This window comes from Treponema sp. UBA7567 (assembly GCF_002476655.1).
Classification (GTDB): Bacteria; Spirochaetota; Spirochaetia; order Treponematales; family Treponemataceae; genus Treponema_D.
The window spans coordinates 49,955-67,979 of sequence record NZ_DLLH01000043.1 but is presented as its reverse complement, the minus strand read 5'-3'; the positions used below and the strand labels follow the sequence as shown (position 1 = coordinate 67,979).

30 protein-coding genes are annotated in these 18,025 nt (G+C 40.2%); 29 read left to right on the top strand and 1 reads right to left on the bottom strand.

All coding sequences use genetic code 11. The features are described from left to right. The first annotated feature begins 432 nt into the window (after positions 1-432). The 29 genes from tuf (at position 433) to B3Y13_RS05450 (ending at position 15,193) form a co-directional block, all read left to right on the top strand. Positions 433-1,623: an elongation factor Tu gene (gene tuf / locus B3Y13_RS05590; RefSeq protein ID WP_296017886.1), complete on the top strand. Its 1,191-nt coding sequence runs from the start codon at positions 433-435 to the stop codon at positions 1,621-1,623. A gap of 63 nt (positions 1,624-1,686) precedes the next feature. After that, on the top strand, positions 1,687-1,995 hold the full coding sequence (gene rpsJ, locus B3Y13_RS05585; RefSeq protein WP_078931303.1) for a 30S ribosomal protein S10: 309 nt from the start codon (positions 1,687-1,689) through the stop codon (positions 1,993-1,995). 114 nt (positions 1,996-2,109) lie between these two features. Then, positions 2,110-2,730 carry a 50S ribosomal protein L3 gene (rplC, locus tag B3Y13_RS05580; protein ID WP_296017894.1) on the top strand — a complete coding sequence of 207 codons (621 nt, stop codon included), beginning with the start codon at positions 2,110-2,112 and terminating at the stop codon, positions 2,728-2,730. A gap of 17 nt (positions 2,731-2,747) precedes the next feature. After that, positions 2,748-3,383 carry a 50S ribosomal protein L4 gene (rplD, locus tag B3Y13_RS05575; protein ID WP_288516173.1) on the top strand — a complete coding sequence of 212 codons (636 nt, stop codon included), beginning with the start codon at positions 2,748-2,750 and terminating at the stop codon, positions 3,381-3,383. Beyond that, a complete protein-coding gene (locus tag B3Y13_RS05570) occupies positions 3,383-3,661 on the top strand; it encodes a 50S ribosomal protein L23 (protein ID WP_078931306.1) in 279 nt (92 codons plus the stop codon). Before rplD ends, B3Y13_RS05570 begins: the two co-directional genes overlap by 1 nt. Positions 3,662-3,687: 26 nt before the next feature. After that, a complete protein-coding gene (gene rplB / locus B3Y13_RS05565) occupies positions 3,688-4,512 on the top strand; it encodes a 50S ribosomal protein L2 (RefSeq protein ID WP_078931307.1) in 825 nt (274 codons plus the stop codon). A gap of 15 nt (positions 4,513-4,527) precedes the next feature. Further along, positions 4,528-4,803 (top strand): 30S ribosomal protein S19, encoded by a 276-nt coding sequence (gene rpsS, locus B3Y13_RS05560; RefSeq protein ID WP_288516169.1) that lies wholly within the window; start codon positions 4,528-4,530, stop codon positions 4,801-4,803. Between the two features lie 11 nt (positions 4,804-4,814). After that, positions 4,815-5,171 (top strand): 50S ribosomal protein L22, encoded by a 357-nt coding sequence (rplV, locus tag B3Y13_RS05555; RefSeq protein ID WP_296017921.1) that lies wholly within the window; start codon positions 4,815-4,817, stop codon positions 5,169-5,171. Between the two features lies 1 nt (position 5,172). Further along, positions 5,173-5,925, top strand: a complete 753-nt coding sequence (gene rpsC / locus B3Y13_RS05550; protein ID WP_296017929.1) for a 30S ribosomal protein S3 — start codon at positions 5,173-5,175, stop codon at positions 5,923-5,925. Positions 5,926-5,931: 6 nt separating this feature from the next. Continuing rightward, positions 5,932-6,348, top strand: a complete 417-nt coding sequence (gene rplP, locus B3Y13_RS05545; RefSeq protein WP_078931311.1) for a 50S ribosomal protein L16 — start codon at positions 5,932-5,934, stop codon at positions 6,346-6,348. A 10-nt stretch (positions 6,349-6,358) separates the two neighbouring features. Then, positions 6,359-6,571 (top strand): 50S ribosomal protein L29, encoded by a 213-nt coding sequence (rpmC, locus tag B3Y13_RS05540; protein ID WP_296667947.1) that lies wholly within the window; start codon positions 6,359-6,361, stop codon positions 6,569-6,571. Positions 6,572-6,581: 10 nt separating this feature from the next. Further along, positions 6,582-6,857, top strand: coding sequence for a 30S ribosomal protein S17 (gene rpsQ, locus B3Y13_RS05535; RefSeq protein ID WP_078931313.1), 276 nt, complete (start codon positions 6,582-6,584; stop codon positions 6,855-6,857). A gap of 17 nt (positions 6,858-6,874) precedes the next feature. Then, entirely contained in the window at positions 6,875-7,243 is a 369-nt protein-coding gene (gene rplN, locus B3Y13_RS05530; RefSeq protein ID WP_078931314.1) for a 50S ribosomal protein L14, read from the top strand. An 11-nt stretch (positions 7,244-7,254) separates the two neighbouring features. Next, positions 7,255-7,569, top strand: a complete 315-nt coding sequence (gene rplX / locus B3Y13_RS05525) for a 50S ribosomal protein L24 (RefSeq protein WP_296017958.1) — start codon at positions 7,255-7,257, stop codon at positions 7,567-7,569. Next, the gene (rplE, locus tag B3Y13_RS05520; RefSeq protein WP_078931316.1) at positions 7,569-8,120 is read left to right on the top strand and encodes a 50S ribosomal protein L5; all 552 of its coding nucleotides are present in this window, start codon (positions 7,569-7,571) and stop codon (positions 8,118-8,120) included. Before rplX ends, rplE begins: the two co-directional genes overlap by 1 nt. 10 nt (positions 8,121-8,130) lie before the next feature. After that, a complete protein-coding gene (locus B3Y13_RS05515) occupies positions 8,131-8,316 on the top strand; it encodes a type Z 30S ribosomal protein S14 (protein ID WP_296017969.1) in 186 nt (61 codons plus the stop codon). Between the two features lie 15 nt (positions 8,317-8,331). Beyond that, positions 8,332-8,730, top strand: a complete 399-nt coding sequence (gene rpsH / locus B3Y13_RS05510) for a 30S ribosomal protein S8 (RefSeq protein ID WP_078931318.1) — start codon at positions 8,332-8,334, stop codon at positions 8,728-8,730. Positions 8,731-8,742: 12 nt separating this feature from the next. Beyond that, on the top strand, positions 8,743-9,282 hold the full coding sequence (gene rplF / locus B3Y13_RS05505) for a 50S ribosomal protein L6 (RefSeq protein ID WP_296017983.1): 540 nt from the start codon (positions 8,743-8,745) through the stop codon (positions 9,280-9,282). A 10-nt stretch (positions 9,283-9,292) separates the two neighbouring features. Beyond that, positions 9,293-9,655, top strand: a complete 363-nt coding sequence (rplR, locus tag B3Y13_RS05500; protein WP_273065900.1) for a 50S ribosomal protein L18 — start codon at positions 9,293-9,295, stop codon at positions 9,653-9,655. A gap of 9 nt (positions 9,656-9,664) precedes the next feature. Continuing rightward, the gene (gene rpsE, locus B3Y13_RS05495; RefSeq protein ID WP_296017998.1) at positions 9,665-10,180 is read left to right on the top strand and encodes a 30S ribosomal protein S5; all 516 of its coding nucleotides are present in this window, start codon (positions 9,665-9,667) and stop codon (positions 10,178-10,180) included. A gap of 2 nt (positions 10,181-10,182) precedes the next feature. Next, positions 10,183-10,368, top strand: coding sequence for a 50S ribosomal protein L30 (rpmD, locus tag B3Y13_RS05490; protein WP_296018004.1), 186 nt, complete (start codon positions 10,183-10,185; stop codon positions 10,366-10,368). Continuing rightward, a complete protein-coding gene (rplO, locus tag B3Y13_RS05485) occupies positions 10,368-10,832 on the top strand; it encodes a 50S ribosomal protein L15 (RefSeq protein ID WP_296018009.1) in 465 nt (154 codons plus the stop codon). Before rpmD ends, rplO begins: the two co-directional genes overlap by 1 nt. A gap of 20 nt (positions 10,833-10,852) precedes the next feature. After that, positions 10,853-12,187 (top strand): preprotein translocase subunit SecY, encoded by a 1,335-nt coding sequence (gene secY / locus B3Y13_RS05480; protein ID WP_296018016.1) that lies wholly within the window; start codon positions 10,853-10,855, stop codon positions 12,185-12,187. A gap of 133 nt (positions 12,188-12,320) precedes the next feature. Further along, complete coding sequence (gene rpmJ / locus B3Y13_RS05475; protein WP_074641226.1) at positions 12,321-12,434, top strand: 50S ribosomal protein L36; 114 nt, start codon at positions 12,321-12,323, stop codon at positions 12,432-12,434. A 10-nt stretch (positions 12,435-12,444) separates the two neighbouring features. Continuing rightward, complete coding sequence (gene rpsM / locus B3Y13_RS05470) at positions 12,445-12,816, top strand: 30S ribosomal protein S13 (RefSeq protein ID WP_296018035.1); 372 nt, start codon at positions 12,445-12,447, stop codon at positions 12,814-12,816. Positions 12,817-12,836: 20 nt separating this feature from the next. After that, complete coding sequence (gene rpsK / locus B3Y13_RS05465) at positions 12,837-13,217, top strand: 30S ribosomal protein S11 (RefSeq protein ID WP_078931326.1); 381 nt, start codon at positions 12,837-12,839, stop codon at positions 13,215-13,217. A 179-nt stretch (positions 13,218-13,396) separates the two neighbouring features. Further along, complete coding sequence (locus B3Y13_RS05460) at positions 13,397-14,455, top strand: DNA-directed RNA polymerase subunit alpha (protein ID WP_296667940.1); 1,059 nt, start codon at positions 13,397-13,399, stop codon at positions 14,453-14,455. Then, positions 14,445-14,942 carry a 50S ribosomal protein L17 gene (rplQ, locus tag B3Y13_RS05455; protein WP_273443338.1) on the top strand — a complete coding sequence of 166 codons (498 nt, stop codon included), beginning with the start codon at positions 14,445-14,447 and terminating at the stop codon, positions 14,940-14,942. The genes B3Y13_RS05460 and rplQ overlap by 11 nt, the downstream gene beginning before the upstream one ends. Positions 14,943-14,953: 11 nt before the next feature. Further along, positions 14,954-15,193 (top strand): hypothetical protein, encoded by a 240-nt coding sequence (locus B3Y13_RS05450; protein ID WP_296018069.1) that lies wholly within the window; start codon positions 14,954-14,956, stop codon positions 15,191-15,193. A 266-nt stretch (positions 15,194-15,459) separates the two neighbouring features. Here B3Y13_RS05450 and B3Y13_RS05445 read toward each other — a convergent pair whose 3' ends face one another. Further along, complete coding sequence (locus B3Y13_RS05445; RefSeq protein WP_296693210.1) at positions 15,460-17,748, bottom strand: methyl-accepting chemotaxis protein; 2,289 nt, start codon at positions 17,746-17,748, stop codon at positions 15,460-15,462. Positions 17,749-18,025 lie beyond the last annotated feature (277 nt).

Below are 18,025 nucleotides of genomic sequence, written 5' to 3'. Positions count from 1 at the left end.
ACAGTCTGAATAGATATATTTAGATTAAGGGTTCTTTGAATTTTTCAGACAGACTTCAATTTTTTTTATTAAGTCTGACTTAAGCCGTAAAGTTAATTGCTATGCAATTTTCAGGCTGGGTAGCCCTAGAAGCAAAGTCTAGCGGTTTTTCTGAGGCAGACAATCCTTTGTTTGTCGGTAATTCTGAACGCCAGACTTAATTATTTGGATTTTAATCTGATGATGACAGGTGGTGTCGGAAAAATTCTTCGAAAGTTATGGAGAATTGCTTTTTTGTAACAACTTTTCATAAATCAGATAAAAATAAAATAGTGTGTATGCGAATGTGCTGTTTTCTGTACGAAAATGGTTCCATTCTGGCTTAAAGTGCATCACATAAATCATCTTTTTTAAGCCGGATAAAAGAAAGATAATTCGGCAAAGGAGAAAAACATGGCAAAGGAGAAGTTCGTTAGAACTAAACCTCACATGAACGTTGGTACTATTGGTCACGTAGACCATGGTAAGACAACACTTTCTGCGGCTATCACTACTTATTGTGCAAAAAAATACGGTGATAAGCTTTTGAAGTACGATGAAATCGACAATGCTCCAGAGGAAAAAGAGCGTGGTATTACAATCAATACACGTCACCTTGAGTATCAGTCAGACAAGCGCCACTACGCTCATATCGACTGTCCAGGACACGCTGACTATGTAAAAAACATGATTACTGGTGCTGCTCAGATGGACGGCGCAATTCTCGTAATTGCTGCTACTGACGGTGTTATGGCTCAGACAAAAGAACACCTTCTTCTTGCTCGTCAGGTAGGTGTACCAAAGATTATCGTATTCCTCAACAAAGTTGACCAGCTCGATGGCGATGAAGAAATGCTGATGCTCGTAGAAGAAGACGTAAAAGACACAATCCAGAAATACGGATTCTCTGCGGATACACCAATTATCAAAGGTTCTGCTTTCAAAGCTTTGAACGAGTCTGATAATCCAGAAAACACAAAATGTATCGAGGAACTTCTTGCCGCAATGGACAGCTGGTTCGATGATCCAGTTCGCGATGATCAGAAGCCATTCCTTATGCCAATTGAAGACATCTTCACAATCTCTGGACGTGGTACAGTAGTTACTGGACGTATCGAACGTGGTGTTGTTAATATGAACGACCCAGTAGAAATCGTAGGTATTCGCCCGACACAGTCTTCAACTGTAACAGGTATCGAAATGTTCCAGAAAACTCTTGATCAGGGTCAGGCTGGTGATAACGTAGGTATTCTTCTTCGTGGTGTTGAAAAGAAAGATGTTGTACGTGGACAGGTTCTTGCAGCTCCAGGCTCAATCCACCCACATACAAAGTTTGAGGCACAGATTTACGTTCTTTCTAAGGAAGAAGGTGGACGTCACTCACCATTCTTCTCTGGATACCGCCCGCAGTTCTACTTCCGCACAACAGATATTACAGGTACTGTAGAACTTGAACCAGGCACAGATATGGTAAAACCAGGTGATAACGTAAAAATTATCGGCGAACTTATTCACCCAATCGCTATGGATGAAGGTCTTAAACTCGCTATCCGTGAAGGCGGTCGCACAATCGCTTCTGGACAGGTTACAAAAATCATCGAATAGTAAAATTAGTGATTGAAAGCACAGCGACTTTTAGTCACTGTGCTTAATCATTGGAGTGAATAAATGGCTAACGGAAAAATTCGTGTTAGACTTCGTGCTTTTGATGTTGAACTTATCGATCAGAGCGCAAAATCAATCGTGCAGACAGTGCAGAAGGCAGGAGCAAAGGTTTCTGGTCCTATCCCGCTTCCAACAAGAATCAATAAGGTAACAGTTCTTCGTTCACCGCATGTAAACAAAAAGTCGCGTGAACAGTTTGAAATGAGAACTCACAAACGTCTTATTGATATCTTAAATCCAACATCTGATGTAATGGATTCTTTGATGAAACTTGAATTGCCTGCAGGTGTAGATGTAGAAATTAAACAGTAAGAGCTAGGCTGCGTCGCAGTTAAGTCTTATTGAAAAACGGTAACGGTCCCTTGGATCAGGGATGGCGGCCGACAGAGAAGAAAGTTTGCTTTCTTCTATAGGAGAAATATCAGAATGAAAGGTCTGATTGCAAAAAAAGTAGGAATGACACAGGTATTCGACAGCAACGGCGAACTGACACCAGTAACCGTGATCCATGTAGAACCGAATACAGTTGTTGCTACAAAAACAAAGGAAGCAAATGGCTATGATGCTGTTGTTCTCGGTCTTGAAGATATAAAAGAATCAAAGATCAGCAAAGCATACAAAGGTCAGTTTCCAGAAAATGTATCGCCAAAACGTCATTTGAAAGAATTCAGAGAATTCGAACAGGAAGTTAAAGTAGGCGATCAAATTGGACTTGAGTTGTTTGAATCAACATCTTATCTCGATGTTACAGCAACTTCAAAAGGTAAAGGATTCCAGGGCGTTATGAAACGCTGGGGCTTCCATGGCGGACGTGCAACTCACGGCTCTAAGTTCCATCGCGAAGCAGGTGGTACGGGAAATTGTACGACACCTGGACACAGCCTTAAAAATGTAAAAATGCCAGGACGCATGGGTTTTGAGCGTGTAACAGTTCAGAATCTTAAGATTGTAAAAATCGACCCTGAGCTTAAAGTTATTATGGTACGTGGTGCTGTTCCTGGAGTTAAGGATTGCACTCTTATCATCAAGTCTGCAGTAAAGAAGTAATCCGGAGGAAATGAGAAATGGATAAGAAAGTTTTTTCAACCGATGGTAAAGAACTGCGCACAATTACGCTTGATGATAGCATTTTCGGACTTCCAGTTAATGAAGATGTTATTTACTATGCCATCAATAACGAATTAGCAAACAAACGTGTTGGAACAGCTTGTACAAAAACTCGTTCTGAAGTACACGGATCAAATGCTAAACCATACAAACAGAAGGGAACAGGTCACGCTCGTCGTGGTGATAAAAAATCTCCAATCAATGTTGGCGGCGGTACAATCTTTGGTCCAAAACCACGTGATTTTGGTTTTGAACTCCCTAAAAAGGTTAAACGCCTTGCTATGAAATCAATTTTGAGCTTACAGGCTCAGAGCGACAGACTTACTGTTGTAGAAGATTTCACTGTTGAAAGCGGAAAAACAAAAGACTTGTTGAAAGTTCTTAACAATTTTGCTAAGGATGAACGCACAGTCGTTATTCTTAAAGATGATGATGCAAAAATTAAACAGGCTGGACGTAACCTCCACAATGTTTACTTCTTGTCTTTCAACCGTCTTCGTGCACATGACCTCTTCTACGGAAGAAAGGTTATCTTGCTCGAATCGGCAGCTAAGAATCTTTCAGAATTCTATAAAGAAGGGGAGGCTAAATAATGACTGATATTCTTATTGAGCCAGTACTGTCTGAAAAAGCAACTGCTTTGCGCGAACAGGGCAAATATACTTTCAAAGTAGCCCCGGATGCTAACAAAACACAGATAAAAGAAGCAGTATCGAAACTCTTCAATGTTACAGTTGTAAAAATTACTACTGTAAATGTTCTCGGTAAAGTTAAAAGGGTTCGTGGAAAACCTGGAAAAACTGCCGACTGGAAAAAGGCAATTGTTCGTCTCGCTCCAGGAGAAACAATTAAGGTATTCGAGGGCGTTTAAGCCTTCGTTAAATTAAGGGGAACCAGATGGCTCTTAAAGTTTTTAAACCATACACTGCTGGTACTCGTACCCGCATCGATTTGGTAAGAGAAGAACTGACAACCGATAAACCCGAAAAAAGTCTGGTATCAGGTCTTAAGTCAAATGGTGGACGCGGTCAGGGTGGTCGTATTTCTGTACGTCATCAGGGTGGTGGACACAAAAGAAAGTATCGCGTAATTGATTTTAAACGCAATAAGCACGGAATTCCTGGAACTGTAAAAACTATTGAATACGATCCAAACCGCAGTGCAAATATTGCTTTGATTTATTATGCAGATGGCGAAAAACGCTATATTATTGCTCCAAAAGGACTTACTGTAGGACAGAAAATTATGTCTGGTGAAAACGCAGTTCCAACTGTTGGAAACGCACTTCCACTTGAAGTAATTCCTGTTGGTTTTACAGTTCACAACATTGAATTGACACTTGGCCGTGGTGGACAGCTTGCCCGCTCAGCAGGTGCTTCTGCTCTTGTTGCTGCTAAAGACGGTGAGTATGTTGTAATTCGCCTTCCTTCAGGTGAAACACGCCGTGTCTTTGGAAAATGCTATGCAACAATTGGCGTTGTTGGTAATGAAGAACGTATGAACACTCAGCTTGGTAAAGCTGGTCGCAGACGTTGGCTCGGTATCCGTCCAACAGTTCGTGGTATGGCTATGAACCCGGTTGATCATCCGCTTGGTGGTGGTGAAGGGGCTGGTAAAGGACATCAGCCTGTTACACCTTGGGGACAGCCATGTAGAGGTTATAAGACTCGCAATAAGAGAAAGCCTTCTAACCGTTTCATTGTTTCACGCCGTAAGAAGTAGTAGGAGTAGTTAACAATGTCAAGATCAGTTAAGAAAGGACCTTTTATTGAAAAGAGCCTTTACAAGAAAGTTATTGAAATGAATAAAGAGTCAGACAAGAAAATGATTAAAACATATTCTCGTTGCTCTACAATCATTCCAGAAATGGTTGGAAACACAATCAGTGTTTACAACGGTAAGTCATGGATTCCTGTATATGTTACTGAAAATCTCGTTGGCCATAAGCTCGGCGAATTTGCTCCAACTCGTACATTTAAAGGACATGGCGGCACTGATAAGAGTGCTAAATAAAGGTGGATACTATGGCAGAGAAAAAAGGTTATGTAGCCACTACAAAATTCCTGATTGCATCACCAACTAAGGTTCGTCCAGTTGCTAATGTAATTAAGCAGAAGAAATGCTCAGAAGCTTTGGCAGTTCTTGAAAATATGCCACAGAAGGGTGCAAGGTTGATAAAAGGTACTCTTAAATCAGCTGTTGCTAACGCTCTGTATGCAAACAAGAATCTCGATGAAGATATGCTCTACATCAAGGAAATTCGTATTGATGAAGGTCCGAGACTTAAGAGAGTTTGGTTCCGTGCTCGCGGTCGTGCTGATCAGCTCTTAAAACGTATGTGCCATATCACCGTCATTGTTGACGAGAAGGCGGGGGAATAAAGTGGGTCAGAAAGTAAATCCTATCGGTTTGCGTCTTGGAATTAACAAGACATGGCAGTCTCGCTGGTATGCTGGTCCTCGCGACTATGCAGACCTGGTTCTTGAGGATATTAAAATCCGCAAGTTGGTAAGAGAATTACCTGAATGCCAGAACGCAGATATTGCAGAAATCGAAATCGTACGTCACCCGCAGCGTGTTACAATTGTAATTCACACAGCACGCCCAGGTGTAATTATTGGTGTAAAAGGTGCTAACATCGAAAAAATCAGTGCTGAAATTCAAGCGCAGTTTGCTTCTAAAAAAGTTCAGATTAAGATTAAAGAAGTAAAACGTGCTGATATCAACGCTTCTCTTATTGCACAGAACGTTGGACGCCAGCTTGCAGGACGTGGTTCATTCCGCAAGGCTCTTAAGCAGGCTTCTTCTAGCGCGATGAAAGGTGGAGCACAGGGAATTAAGATCCGTTTGTCAGGTCGTCTTGGTGGCGCAGAAATGAAACGCTCAGAAGAACATAAGGAAGGACGTGTTCCTCTTCATACTCTTCGTGCAGACATTGATTACGCTACATACGAAGCTCATACAACCTATGGAAAAATTGGTGTAAAAGTATGGGTTTACAACGGTATGAACTACGGTATTGAAAAGAATGAAGATGCTGGACAGATTGTTCGCAAGCCTCATCGTGATCGCTCTCAGTCTAATGACTCAAGAGCAAAACGCCCTGCTCGCGCAGCAGATTCTTCAAAGGAGTAACATAAAATGCTTAGTCCTAAAAGAGTTATTCACCGTAAAGTACAGCGCGGTAAAGTAAAAGGAAATGCCACACGTGCTAACAATATTGACTTTGGTCAGATTGCTCTTGTAGCTCTCGAACCAGTTTGGCTTCAGGCTCGTCATATTGAAGCTGCTCGTGTTGCTATCAACCGTAAGCTTGAACGTAAGGGTAATGTTTGGCTTCGTGTATTCCCAGATAAACCAATTACCAAAAAACCGTCGGAAGTCCGCATGGGTAAGGGAAAAGGTTCTCCAGAATTTTGGGCTGCAAACATTAAACCTGGTGTAATTTTGTTTGAAGTTGGTGGAATTGATATTAAACTTGCAGAACAGGCTCTTAAGCTTGCCGCAGACAAACTTCCAATTAGAACAAAGATTGCTTACAAACCAACTATCGACTAAGGAGTAAGATATGGCTAATTCAAAGAAAAAGAATGTAAAAGAAATGTCTTACGCTGAATTGATAGCTGAACGTAACGACATGAAACAGAAATACATGGATCTCCGTTTCCAAATGGTAATCGGCCATGTTGATAACCCAATGCAGAAGCGTACTATGCGTCGCCAGATTGCGACTATTAATACGCTCATCCGTGCAAAAGAAATTGCCGGACAGACTAAGTAGGAGCTAACCCGTGGCAGAACAGGAAGTTCAGACTAAAAAGGGAGCAAAACGTTCTTTCGTAGGTATCGTAACAAGCGACAAAATGGAAAAAACCATCGTTGTTTCAATCGATACAAAGAGAATGAACCCTCTCTATAAGAAATACGTTACACAAACTAAAAAGTGTAAAGCGCATGATGAAAAGAACGAAGCTCACATTGGTGACACAGTTCGCATCATTGAATGCAGTCCAATCAGCAAAGATAAATGCTGGAGACTTGCAGAAATCATCGAAAGAGCAAAGTAAGCTAAAGGAGTTATAAAATGCTGCAGATGCAATCAAAATTGACTGTTGCCGATAACTCCGGAGCAAAAGTTGCTCAGGTTATCAAGGTTCTCGGTGGTACACACCGCCGTTATGCCGGTATCGGTGATATTGTAGTAGTAGCAATCAAGGAAGCAATTCCTACTTCTACTATAAAAGAAGGTACAGTTGAAAAAGCTGTAATCGTTCGTGTTTCAAAAGAATACCGTCGTCCAGATGGAACTTACATTCGTTTTGATGATAATGCTTGCGTTATCGTTGATGCTGATGGAAATCCAAAAGGAAAACGTATTTTTGGACCTGTTGCACGTGAACTCCGTGATATGGACTTCATGAAGATCGTATCACTTGCTCCAGAAGTACTGTAAGGAGAATCAATATGGAAAAGAAATTTAAGATCCGTAAAGACGATACCGTACAGGTAATCGCTGGAAAAGACAAAGGTAAACGTGGTGCTGTTGTTCGCGTAATTGCTAAAAAGGATGCTGTAATTGTATCTGGAATTAACATGGTAAAAAAAGCAATGAGAAAACGCAGTCAACAGGATCAAGGTGGAATCGCAGAAATCGAAGCTCCACTTAATATTTCAAATGTTGCGATCGTATGTAAAAAATGCGGTCCAACTAAAATTGGATTCAAAATTGACGGCGACAAGAAAACTCGTGTTTGCCGTAAGTGTGGAGAAGCACTGTAATGGATAAGTACGTACCACGGCTTAAGAAAGTCTATAAGGACACTATCGCTCCTGAGCTCTTCAAAGAGCTCGGTTATACATCCGTAATGCAGATTCCTGCTATAAAAAAAGTAGTAGTAAGCATGGGTGTCGGCGAAGCTCTCACTAACAAGAAACTCCTTGATGCCGCAGTAGCTGATTTAACTCAGATTACTGGACAGCATGCTGTTAAGACGAAGGCCAGAAAAAGTATTGCTAACTTTAAACTTCGTGAGGGCAATGAAGTTGGTGTAATGGTAACATTGCGCGGTAACATTATGTATGAATTTTTGGACCGCCTTATCAATGTTGCATTACCTCGTGTAAAGGATTTTCGCGGAATCAAAGCAACAGGTTTTGATGGACACGGAAATTTTTCTCTTGGTATTACAGAACAGATTATCTTCCCAGAAATCGATTTCGACAAAATTGTAAAGATTGCTGGTATGAATATCTCGATTGTAACAAGTGCTCGCACAGATGCGGAAGCTCGTGCATTGCTTACCAAGTTCAATATGCCTTTCAGAAAGTAGGTGAGGAACAATGGCTAAGAAATCAATGGTTATAAAAGCAGATCGCACACCTAAATATAGCACTCGTCGCTATAACAGATGTCAGATTTGTGGTCGTCCACGCGGTTATTTGCGCAAATTTAAAGTTTGCCGTATTTGTTTCCGCAAGTTAGCAAGCGAAGGCCTTTTGCCAGGCGTAACAAAATCAAGTTGGTAGTGGAGGAGAAAGAAAATGAGTACATCAGACCCAATAGCAGATATGCTCACTAAGGTTCGTAATGCTGTTCAGGCTCGCCACGAAAAAGTAGATGTTTCTACATCTAAACTTAAGCTTGAAATTGTTAAGATCCTTAAAACAGAAGGTTATATTAAGAATTTTAAGAAAGTTCAGGAAGAAGGTCATTCTATCATCCGTATTTTCTTGAAGTATGATGAAGCAAATGCGCCGGTTATCCACGGAATTGAAAAGATTTCAACTCCAGGTCGTCGTATTTATTCTGGCTATAAAGAGTTGCCACGTGTTCTTAATGGATATGGTACGCTGATCGTTTCAACTTCTTCTGGTGTAACAACTGGAAAGAAAGCAAGTGAAAAAATGGTTGGTGGCGAACTCGTTTGCAAAGTTTGGTAATAGGAGGAAGAGATGTCAAAAATCGGTAAACTTCCTGTTGCTATTCCTGCAGGAGTTACAGTTACAGTTAATGCCGGAGAAATTGTTGTAAAGGGACCGAAGGGTGAACTAAAACAGCATGTAAACGATAAAGTAAAGTTCGAAGTAAAAGACGGAGAACTTACTGTTTCGCCGGTTGATGAATCAAAAGCTGCTAGTGCAGCTCATGGTCTTTACCGTGCATTGGTTCATAATATGGTTACAGGTGTGACTCAGGGATTCTCAAGATCTTTGATTATCACTGGTGTTGGTTATCGTGCTGAAGTTCAGGGAAAAAATCTTGTAATGAACCTTGGTTTTTCTTCTGACTTTATCGCAATAATCCCTGATGGTCTTACTGTTACAGCAGATGCTAATGGTAAAGTTACTATTGCTGGTATTGACAAGCAGATGGTCGGTGAATTTGCTTCACAGATCCGCAAGCTTCGTCTCCCAGAACCTTACAAGGGAAAGGGAATTCGTTACAGCGACGAAGTTATCAGACGCAAAGTCGGAAAGACTGGCGTAAAATAAGGTGTAGCGTATGTTTAAGAAACTTAATGATAAAGCAAGAAAGCGCCTTCACCGTAAGGTTCATATCCGTAAGTCAGTTTACGGAACAGCTGCTCGCCCACGCTTAACAGTAACACGTAGCAACTGCAACCTTTACGCTCAGGTAATTGATGATGACGAAGGTGTAACTCTTGCTTCTATTTCTACTTTGGAAAAAGAATTTGCTGACTTGAAAGCGACTGTTGAAGGTGCAGCAAAACTTGGTGAAGCATTTGGAAAACGTCTTCAGGACAAAAAAATTACAACTGTAGTTTTTGACCGCAACGGATATCTGTATCATGGTGTTGTAAAGGCACTCGCAGATGGAACCCGCAAAGCAGGTATCATTTTCTAGGAGAGTCTAATGGAACGCCAGAACAAGTTCGAAAAAGAAAGAGAACAGAAAGAATTCGTTGAAAAACTTGTTAGACTGAATCGTACTGCTAAAACCGTAAAAGGTGGACGTCGTATGTCATTCTCAGCTCTCACAGTTGTAGGCGATGGAAAAGGTCGTGTAGGATATGGATTTGGCAAAGCTAATGATGTATCTGAAGCAATTAGAAAGAGTATTGATCGTGCAAAGAGAAACCTTATTACTGTTCCAGTAAAAAATGGCACTCTTCCACACGATGTTCTTGGAAAATACAAGAGTTCATCAATTCTTTTGAAACCAGCTTGTGCCGGTACTGGAATCATCGCAGGTGGTCCAGTTCGTGCAATCATGGATTCAATTGGTGCAACAGACGTAATTTCTAAGTCATTGGGTTCTTCAAGTCCAATCAATGTAGTTCGTGCAACATTTGAAGCTCTTGAAAGTCTTATGGACGCAAAAGTTGTTGCATCAAACAGAGGTAAATCTCTGCAGGAAATGTGGGGTTAATCATGGCTAAGAAAATCAAGGTAACACTTGTAAAAAGTACAATTGGACAGAAACCAGCTAAGGTTGCAACCGTTCGCAGTCTTGGTCTTAAAAGGATTAACTCTTCAAATACATTGGAAGCAACTCCAGCTGTTCTTGGAATGGCTGAAGCTGTATCACACCTGATTACAGTCGAGGAAGTAAAATAATGTCTGATTTCGTATTGAGTGCACCACAGGGTGCTAATAAGAAAAGACGCATTGTTGGCCGCGGTTCTTCTTCAGGTCGTGGAACAACTGCGGGAAAGGGAAACAAGGGACAGCAGTCTCGCTCTGGTGGAAAAACATACGTAGGTTTTGAAGGCGGACAGATGCCTCTTTATCGCCGTATTGCACACCGTGGTTTTTCTAACTACCCATTCAAGAAAGAATATTCAGTTGTAAATGTTTCTCTTCTTGAAGAAAAATATTCAGATGGTGAATCAGTAAACAAGGAAACTCTTGTTGCTAAAGGTCTTGTTTCTAAAGCAGATTCTTTGGTAAAGATTCTTGGTACTGGTGATTTAACAAAAAAACTTACAGTAGATGTAGATAAGGTTTCTGCTTCGGCAAAAGCTAAAATCGAAAAAGCTGGCGGTTCCGTTAAAGAAGCTTCTGAAACAAAAGCTAATTAAAATAAGTACCGGAGACACACATGGCAAACAATCCAATTGTAAATATGTTTAGAATTAAAGAGTTGAGAAATCGTCTGCTCTTTACATTAGCTATTCTTGCAATATTCCGTCTTGGATGCGTGCTGACGATTCCTGGAATTAATGCTGGAGTACTCGTTGAATACTTCAATAATCTTGCAAAGAGTGGCGAAAACGCATTTGCAAGTTACATGGACTTTTTTGCCGGTGGTGCATTCTCTAATTTTTCTGTGTTCATGCTTGGTGTTATGCCTTACATTTCAACACAGATTATTTTGCAGTTGGCGCTGATTATTTTCCCATCTCTTAAACGCATTGTTCAGGAAGATGGGGGGCAGCGAAAATTTGCAGCGTGGACAAGAATTGGCACAATTTTTGTATGTTTGATTCAGTCTGCCGCTGTAACGGTTTATGCAAACAGTATTCCAGGAGCAATTGTTCTTGAAAGTAATGTTGCATTCAGACTGCTTGCAATGCTCACTGTTACTACAGGTGCTATGATTACTGTTTGGCTTGGTGATCAGATCACGGCTCATGGTATTGGAAATGGAATTTCGATTCTTATTTTTGCAGGTATCGTAGCTCGTCTTCCACATGCTGTAATGGAACTTGTACAGAAAGTTCGCAGCAATGAAATCAATGCTGTTGCAGTTATCGTAGTAATTTTGATGTTCTTCGGAATTATTGCACTTGTAGTTTATGAACAGTCCGGCGAACGTAAAATCCCTGTACACTATGCTAAACGCGTAGTTGGACGGAAAATGTACGGTGGACAGAGTACTTATATTCCATTCAAGATCAATCCATCGGGAGTTATTCCTGTAATTTTTGCATCATCGTTCTTAACTTTCCCGCTTCAGATTGTTTCAAGTATTGGTGCTAGCAAGGCTTCAGCAACGTGGGTTTCAAAACTCTCTTATATACTGCAGCCGACTGGAATTACATATAATGTATTGTTGGTACTTTTGATTATTTTCTTTGCATACTTCTACACACAGGTAACCCTGAACCCCACAGAAATCGCAAAAAATATCAGAGAAAACGGCGGTTCTATTCCAGGAATCCGTACTGACAAAACAGAAGAATACATGCAGAAGGTTTTAAACCGTCTCGTGTTGCCTGGTTCAATTTATCTTGCTGCAATCGCAGTTTTGCCGACAATTATTCAGATTGCATTTAAATTCCCGCAATCAATTGCTATGTTGATGGGCGGTACTTCTTTGTTAATCTTGGTAGGCGTTGACCTTGATACAATGAGTCAGGTTGAAGCGCTTCTTAAAATGCACCACTCAGAAGGTCTTGTTAAGAAGGGTAAATTACGTTCAAGAAATTTGTAAAATTTTAAGAAAATTTATAGAATTTCTATAGAACAATAAAGGGGATTTGTGGTATATTAGATAACCCGAATTGTAATTCATTGCGAATTGCCATGATTCGGGTTAATATCATGCTTTCCCTAGGGGGACTTTTATGAAAGTACGAACCAGCGTAAAGCCCATCTGCGATAAGTGCAAGGTTATAAAAAGAAACGGAATTATCCGCATTATTTGTTCTAACCCAAAACATAAGCAGAGACAGGGTTGAGGAGTAACAGATGGCTCGAATTGCGGGAGTTGACCTCCCAAATAAACACGTCGTTGTTGCATTGACTTATATTTACGGTATCGGTCGTTCATCTGCAAAAGCGATTTGCGAAAAAACAAAGATTGATCCTGCCAAGATGATGAATGATCTTGATCAGGATGAGCAGGCTAGACTTCGTTCTGTAATCGATGAAGAATACAAGGTTGAAGGACATCTTCGCTCAGAAATCGGTCTTAACATTAAACGTCTTATGGACATTGGTTGCTATCGTGGTCTTCGTCATCGCAAAGGTTTGCCAGTTCGTGGTCAGCGCACACGTACTAATTCACGTACTCGCAAAGGTAAAAAGAAGACAGTTGCTAACAAGAAAAAGGCTGTCTGATAAGACGGAGGATTTAACTAATGGCTACCGTAAAAAAACGAAAGGAAAAGAAGAGCGTATACGAAGGAAACGTATATATCCAGGCTACGTTCAACAATACTATCGTAACAATTACAGACTTGAATGGAAATGCTCTTTCATGGGCGTCTTCAGGCGGACTTGGATTCCGTGGAGCAAAAAAATCTACTCCATTTGCTGCGCAGACAGTTACAGAAACAGCTGTTCAGAAAGCAGTAAGTTACGGATTGCGTGAAGTTCACGTATTTGTAAAAGGACCAGGAATGGGCCGCGAGAATGCAGTTCGTGCTCTTGGTGCTTTGGGACTTAAAGTAAAATCAATTTCTGATGTTACTCCAATTCCTCACAATGGATGTCGTCCACGCAAAACTCGCCGTATGTAGAATAAATGATGAGAATGGATGTTCTTGTAATGTCCATTTTTGTTGTTTTTTTATATTTAAGTAAGGTCAGTAATAGTTAGGTTTTGACCGGATTCCCGGTAAAAAAGTATGAAAAATGGCAGTCTTTTGACTTGTCATTATTGCAGGCTCATTGTTGAGCGTAAATAAAAGGAGTTCAGATGGCACGTAAAAACCTCTTGAAAGGTTTCAAAAAACCAAAGGGTATTACATTTGAACATCTCGAAACAAATCCAAATTACGGAAAATTTATTGCTTATCCATTTGAACCAGGTTTTGGTACAACGATTGGAAATACTCTTAGACGAGTACTTCTTTCTTCTATTCAGGGATATGCAGTAACATCTGTACGGATTACTTCATTTGATGCTGAGGGCGTTCCTCGTGTAATTCAGAGTGAATTTGACTCAATTGCGAACGTTTCGGAAGATACACTTGAGATTTTGAACAGTTTGAAAATGATTCGTTTCAAGCTTCCAAATGATGCAGAACAGGATACTCTCCTTTTTGAGTTCAAAGGACCTGGAAAAGTAACAAGCAATGATTTTGAAAAAGAAGGTCAGCTTGAAGTGCTTTCTAAAGATGTTCCTGTATTCACAATGATGGAAGGTGCAAACCTTAGCATTGAAATTCAGGTTGACTTGGGCAGAGGTTATATCCCTGCTGAAGTAAACAGCAACTATGTTGAAGTAGTTGGCACCATTCCAATGGATGCTATTTTCTCTCCAGTTCGCAAGGTAAAATATGCAATTGAGCCTTGCCGTGTTGGTGAAAGAAACGACTACGATAAACTGGTTCTTGAAATTTGGTCTGATGGAACAGTTTCTCCAGAAGATGCACTTGCTGAAGCTGCAAAAATTGCTAAAGATCACTTCTCAATTTTTGTAAACTTTAATGACAGTGACGTTTCTGGTTCTGACGATATGGATGAAGGTGATGAAAGAATTCGTTCATTGCTTAATACTCCAGTTGAAGAACTTGAGCTTTCTGTCCGCTCTTCAAACTGCCTTAAAAACGCTAATATCCGTACAATCGGAGAATTGACAAGAAAGACAGAAGATGACATCGCCAAGACAAGAAACTTTGGTAAGAAATCTCTTACTGAAATTAAAGAAAAACTCCTTGAATGGGGACTTACACTTGGAATGACAGATTACAGTCATCTTAAGAATGTAAATTTGGCAAATCCAAAGCAAAAGGAAGAATCCAATGAATCATAAGAATGGTTTTAATCCGCTTTCGCGCACAACTGCACATCGTCGTGCTATGTCGCGCAACATGGTAACTTCACTTTTCAGATTTGAACGCATTACAACTACTAGTGCAAAAGCTAAAGAAGTTCGTAAGGCTGCTGAAAAATTGATTACACGCAGCAAGGTTGACACAGTTCACAACCGTCGTATTGCCGCAAAGTTTATTCAGGATGAAAAAATCTTGAACAAACTCTTTACAGAACTTGGTCCAAGAATGAAGGATCGCAAGGGTGGTTACACTCGTATCCTTAAGATTGGTTTCCGTCAGGGCGATGCTGCAGATATGGTAATTCTTGAATTGGTTGATTATAAACTTCCAACTGAAGAATCTAAAGAAAAGGCTGCAAAAAAGGCAGATGCTTCTGAAAAACCTGCTAAAAAGCCAGCTGCAAAAAAAGCACCAGCTAAAGCTAAGACTGCAAAAGCAGCTCCTGCTGCTGAAGAAGCAAAATAAGGAGTTAACTTATGTCTAAAGCACATCGCGGAACTGGTATCCGTAACGAAGTAAACCACGGACGTGGCAAATGTGCACGCTGTGGAAAAGAAAATATCAAAATCCTTTACGAAAAGGAAATTGATGGTGCAACAGTTAAAGTATGCAAATACTGTAACGCTGCATTGAAAAACATTGCAAGAGTGGAAGCAAGAAAAGCAAAACCTGCTGCTGAAACTTCATCTGATGCTCCTGCAGAAGCACAGGCATAATTCATTTATAATTTTGTTCCTGTATACGCCGTCCTTCGGTTTTTTGTAAGGGCGGGTTTATTTTTTTTAATATTTACAATTTTTTTTGAATACAATTGAAAAAATTGTAAACCAAAATTTTTAATTTAAAATGACGCTGGCATTATCTGATTAGAAAACGAATGAGCCCGGCCCGCAGTGGAGGCAAAGCCAGTCCGAAGGACTGAGGGTTACCGAACCACGAAGAGCCGATAAGAAAAGAAGTTGTGGCGTTCAATGAAAAAGTTTTATTTTTTTAGTTTTAAACCGAGTTTTGCAATTTCTGCAATTGCGCTTGAAATTTGTTCGACACCAGTTGAAGCGTCTTGCAGGCGATCTGATATTTCTGTAGACGACTGAACTTGTTCGTTTATTGAGTTTTTTATGTTTTCTGAAAGGCTGGCAATTGTTTTGATTGCTTTGTTGGTTGAATTGATAACTTCTTCTGCCTGCTTTGTACTCAGATTATTCTTTTTTACGAGTTCCTGGATTTTTGAAGTTGAGGAAACAGTCTGCGCTGCAAGTGCCTTCACTTCTTTTGCAACTACGCTAAAGCCTCGTCCGGCGTCTCCTGCGTGGGCAGCTTCGATTGCGGCGTTGAGAGCGAGAACGTTTGTTTTTTCTGCAATGTCGTTTATAAGGTCGATTGCGTGCGTAATTTCTTCGGTAATATGAACAAGCGTTTTTATTGATTTGTCGGCATCTGTTATCATTTGGTTGGCCGAAGTTACAGTGTCAGCAACGTTTGTAATGTTTCCGGAAATGTCTTTAATGTTTCCAACGACTGAATCCATCGAGGTTGAAATATTGGTGATGTTTGAAGTGATGGATTCTGACTGGTTTGAAACAACATCGGCTTTGTCTGACATGACCTGCATTGTTGTTTGGAGCAAATTCTGGCTTTTTGTGCGCTCTTCGAGCAAGTGGGAACTAGAAATTGCGCAGGAAATTTGTTCCCGGAGAGTTGCATATGTGATTCCGCTTGCAGTTTCTGATTCAAAAACAATGTAACCGAAATATGAATTCTGAATATTAAGAGATTCTATTTCGTAAATTGCATATTCGTCGGAATTATTGATTGAATTTGGAATGATTTCTGTTGTTTTGAACGTAAGTCCTCCTTCTGGAAGAGAAATTCGTTCGCCTTTTTTTATTGCAAGCACTAATTGACTTGTCTGTGGAATTTCTTGGTTTTCTTCGGTGTAATGACAATCGTTGTAAAGTGCAATGTAGCAGCTTGAAATATCAGTTTTTGGAAGCGCTTTTGTGATGATTTCGAACAGTTTGTCCAAATTTGAGCAGGAAAGAATGTCTGTGCTGATTTGTCGGAGAACTGATTCTTTTCGGGCGGCAAGAAGATTTGCCTGTTTTTGTGTGCGGCAGTCAAATTCGCTTATGAGTACCCGTGCTTGCTGGAAAATGTTTTCGCATTTTTTGTAAATTTTGCATTGACAGCTCATTGTTGAAAGTGCGAAAGTTCGTATTGTCGAGATTATATCCTGCCAGACGTTGAAATTTTTAGAAATTTTTTCAAAATTGTTCAAGCCGATTGTAACGTTTTTTAATAATGCGCCAGGTTCTTTGCTGAGAATGTCGTCTGCAAATGAATCTACAAATTTCGGCACAAAATTTGTAAAGAAAATGGTAATTTCTTCTTTTGTGTAGAAATCGTTTTGAACTGTCTGTAAAATTTTTTGAGAAAGTTCATTTTTCCAATCGGAGCTAGAGAATTTTTCTGAAATAAAACTTTCATCAAAAAGAAAATTTGCTTTTTGAGTTTTTTTTAAAAGCTTTTTGTCCTGAGAATTTGACAAATCTGTGGAAGTCTTAAAAGCGGCCTGACTTACGGAAGTTGAGGTACAACCGCAGGATTCGCCTAAAACTAGACGTGTTTTGTATCTGAAAAGTTTTGTATACTCTTTATTTTGCAACATGGCTGAAAGTGTTTCGTAGCCTTGAAGTCCCTGTTTGTAGAATGGCATTTCGACAGAAGTGATTGGCGGATTTGACCAAGCGGCGTCGTCTGTTCCGTTAAAACCGCAGACTGCAACATCGTGAGGAACGGAATATCCTTGACGGATGAGTTCTTCCTGAGCGCCGATTGCAACGTTGTCTCCGACTGCAACAACTGCTTCAAAGTCTTTTCCTGGTTTTAGGCCTTTGCTGAGCCAGTTGCTGAGCGCTTTTTCGCCGTCGGCAATTGCCCATCCGCCGCATTCGGAAATCAAGATAGGATTTGCCTGAATTCCATGTTTTTTTAAGCCTTCGAGATAACCTTCGTAACGTTCTTTTGCGTATATGTGGGTTTCTGGACCGCGTATAAAGGCTATTTTTGTAAAATGATGGACGTTGACAAGGTGATCTATGAGTTCTATAAGACCTGTTTTGCAGTCTGTGACGATGCTAGGTTTGCCTTCGACTTGGAAAGTCATGCAGACAAGCGGCGTTTTTTGAAATCTTTTGTAAAAATCTGTGGTTTTTTTGTCTACATCGGAAGAAGCCCAGGAGATAATTCCTGAAACAGAATCGTCCGTCAACAGGTGATAGATAATGGAGCCTTCTCCTTTGTTTAAAATTGGCCCTCGAAATGTGACTAAAGGGATTTTATCTTTTTTGCAGCCTGTTATGATGCCTTTGAGCATGTTGCGACCAGTTGCATCAATTAATGAGCGGGTTAAAAAAGCAATTGACTTCTTATTCATGACTAAACCTCAGAAATAAAATCGGCTATTTTTAATTATAATATGAAAAATGAAAAAAGAAACTTTAAAATTTTGATTTATTTTGATTTAATTGATAATTAGTCAAAATTCG

Coding starts and splice junctions, on each gene's coding strand:
- rplE (WP_078931316.1), top strand. CDS start 7,569: ATGGATAAGTACGTACCACGGCTTAAGAAAGTCTATAAGGACACTATC.
- rpsS (WP_288516169.1), top strand. CDS start 4,528: ATGTCAAGATCAGTTAAGAAAGGACCTTTTATTGAAAAGAGCCTTTAC.
- rplF (WP_296017983.1), top strand. CDS start 8,743: ATGTCAAAAATCGGTAAACTTCCTGTTGCTATTCCTGCAGGAGTTACA.
- B3Y13_RS05570 (WP_078931306.1), top strand. CDS start 3,383: ATGACTGATATTCTTATTGAGCCAGTACTGTCTGAAAAAGCAACTGCT.
- rpsM (WP_296018035.1), top strand. CDS start 12,445: ATGGCTCGAATTGCGGGAGTTGACCTCCCAAATAAACACGTCGTTGTT.
- rpsK (WP_078931326.1), top strand. CDS start 12,837: ATGGCTACCGTAAAAAAACGAAAGGAAAAGAAGAGCGTATACGAAGGA.
- rplP (WP_078931311.1), top strand. CDS start 5,932: ATGCTTAGTCCTAAAAGAGTTATTCACCGTAAAGTACAGCGCGGTAAA.
- rplD (WP_288516173.1), top strand. CDS start 2,748: ATGGATAAGAAAGTTTTTTCAACCGATGGTAAAGAACTGCGCACAATT.
- B3Y13_RS05450 (WP_296018069.1), top strand. CDS start 14,954: ATGTCTAAAGCACATCGCGGAACTGGTATCCGTAACGAAGTAAACCAC.
- rpsE (WP_296017998.1), top strand. CDS start 9,665: ATGGAACGCCAGAACAAGTTCGAAAAAGAAAGAGAACAGAAAGAATTC.
- rplB (WP_078931307.1), top strand. CDS start 3,688: ATGGCTCTTAAAGTTTTTAAACCATACACTGCTGGTACTCGTACCCGC.
- rpmC (WP_296667947.1), top strand. CDS start 6,359: ATGGCTAATTCAAAGAAAAAGAATGTAAAAGAAATGTCTTACGCTGAA.
- B3Y13_RS05515 (WP_296017969.1), top strand. CDS start 8,131: ATGGCTAAGAAATCAATGGTTATAAAAGCAGATCGCACACCTAAATAT.
- secY (WP_296018016.1), top strand. CDS start 10,853: ATGGCAAACAATCCAATTGTAAATATGTTTAGAATTAAAGAGTTGAGA.
- rplC (WP_296017894.1), top strand. CDS start 2,110: ATGAAAGGTCTGATTGCAAAAAAAGTAGGAATGACACAGGTATTCGAC.
- rplR (WP_273065900.1), top strand. CDS start 9,293: ATGTTTAAGAAACTTAATGATAAAGCAAGAAAGCGCCTTCACCGTAAG.
- B3Y13_RS05460 (WP_296667940.1), top strand. CDS start 13,397: ATGGCACGTAAAAACCTCTTGAAAGGTTTCAAAAAACCAAAGGGTATT.
- rpsJ (WP_078931303.1), top strand. CDS start 1,687: ATGGCTAACGGAAAAATTCGTGTTAGACTTCGTGCTTTTGATGTTGAA.
- rpsH (WP_078931318.1), top strand. CDS start 8,332: ATGAGTACATCAGACCCAATAGCAGATATGCTCACTAAGGTTCGTAAT.
- tuf (WP_296017886.1), top strand. CDS start 433: ATGGCAAAGGAGAAGTTCGTTAGAACTAAACCTCACATGAACGTTGGT.
- rpmD (WP_296018004.1), top strand. CDS start 10,183: ATGGCTAAGAAAATCAAGGTAACACTTGTAAAAAGTACAATTGGACAG.
- rplX (WP_296017958.1), top strand. CDS start 7,255: ATGGAAAAGAAATTTAAGATCCGTAAAGACGATACCGTACAGGTAATC.
- rplN (WP_078931314.1), top strand. CDS start 6,875: ATGCTGCAGATGCAATCAAAATTGACTGTTGCCGATAACTCCGGAGCA.
- rplV (WP_296017921.1), top strand. CDS start 4,815: ATGGCAGAGAAAAAAGGTTATGTAGCCACTACAAAATTCCTGATTGCA.
- rplO (WP_296018009.1), top strand. CDS start 10,368: ATGTCTGATTTCGTATTGAGTGCACCACAGGGTGCTAATAAGAAAAGA.
- rpmJ (WP_074641226.1), top strand. CDS start 12,321: ATGAAAGTACGAACCAGCGTAAAGCCCATCTGCGATAAGTGCAAGGTT.
- rplQ (WP_273443338.1), top strand. CDS start 14,445: ATGAATCATAAGAATGGTTTTAATCCGCTTTCGCGCACAACTGCACAT.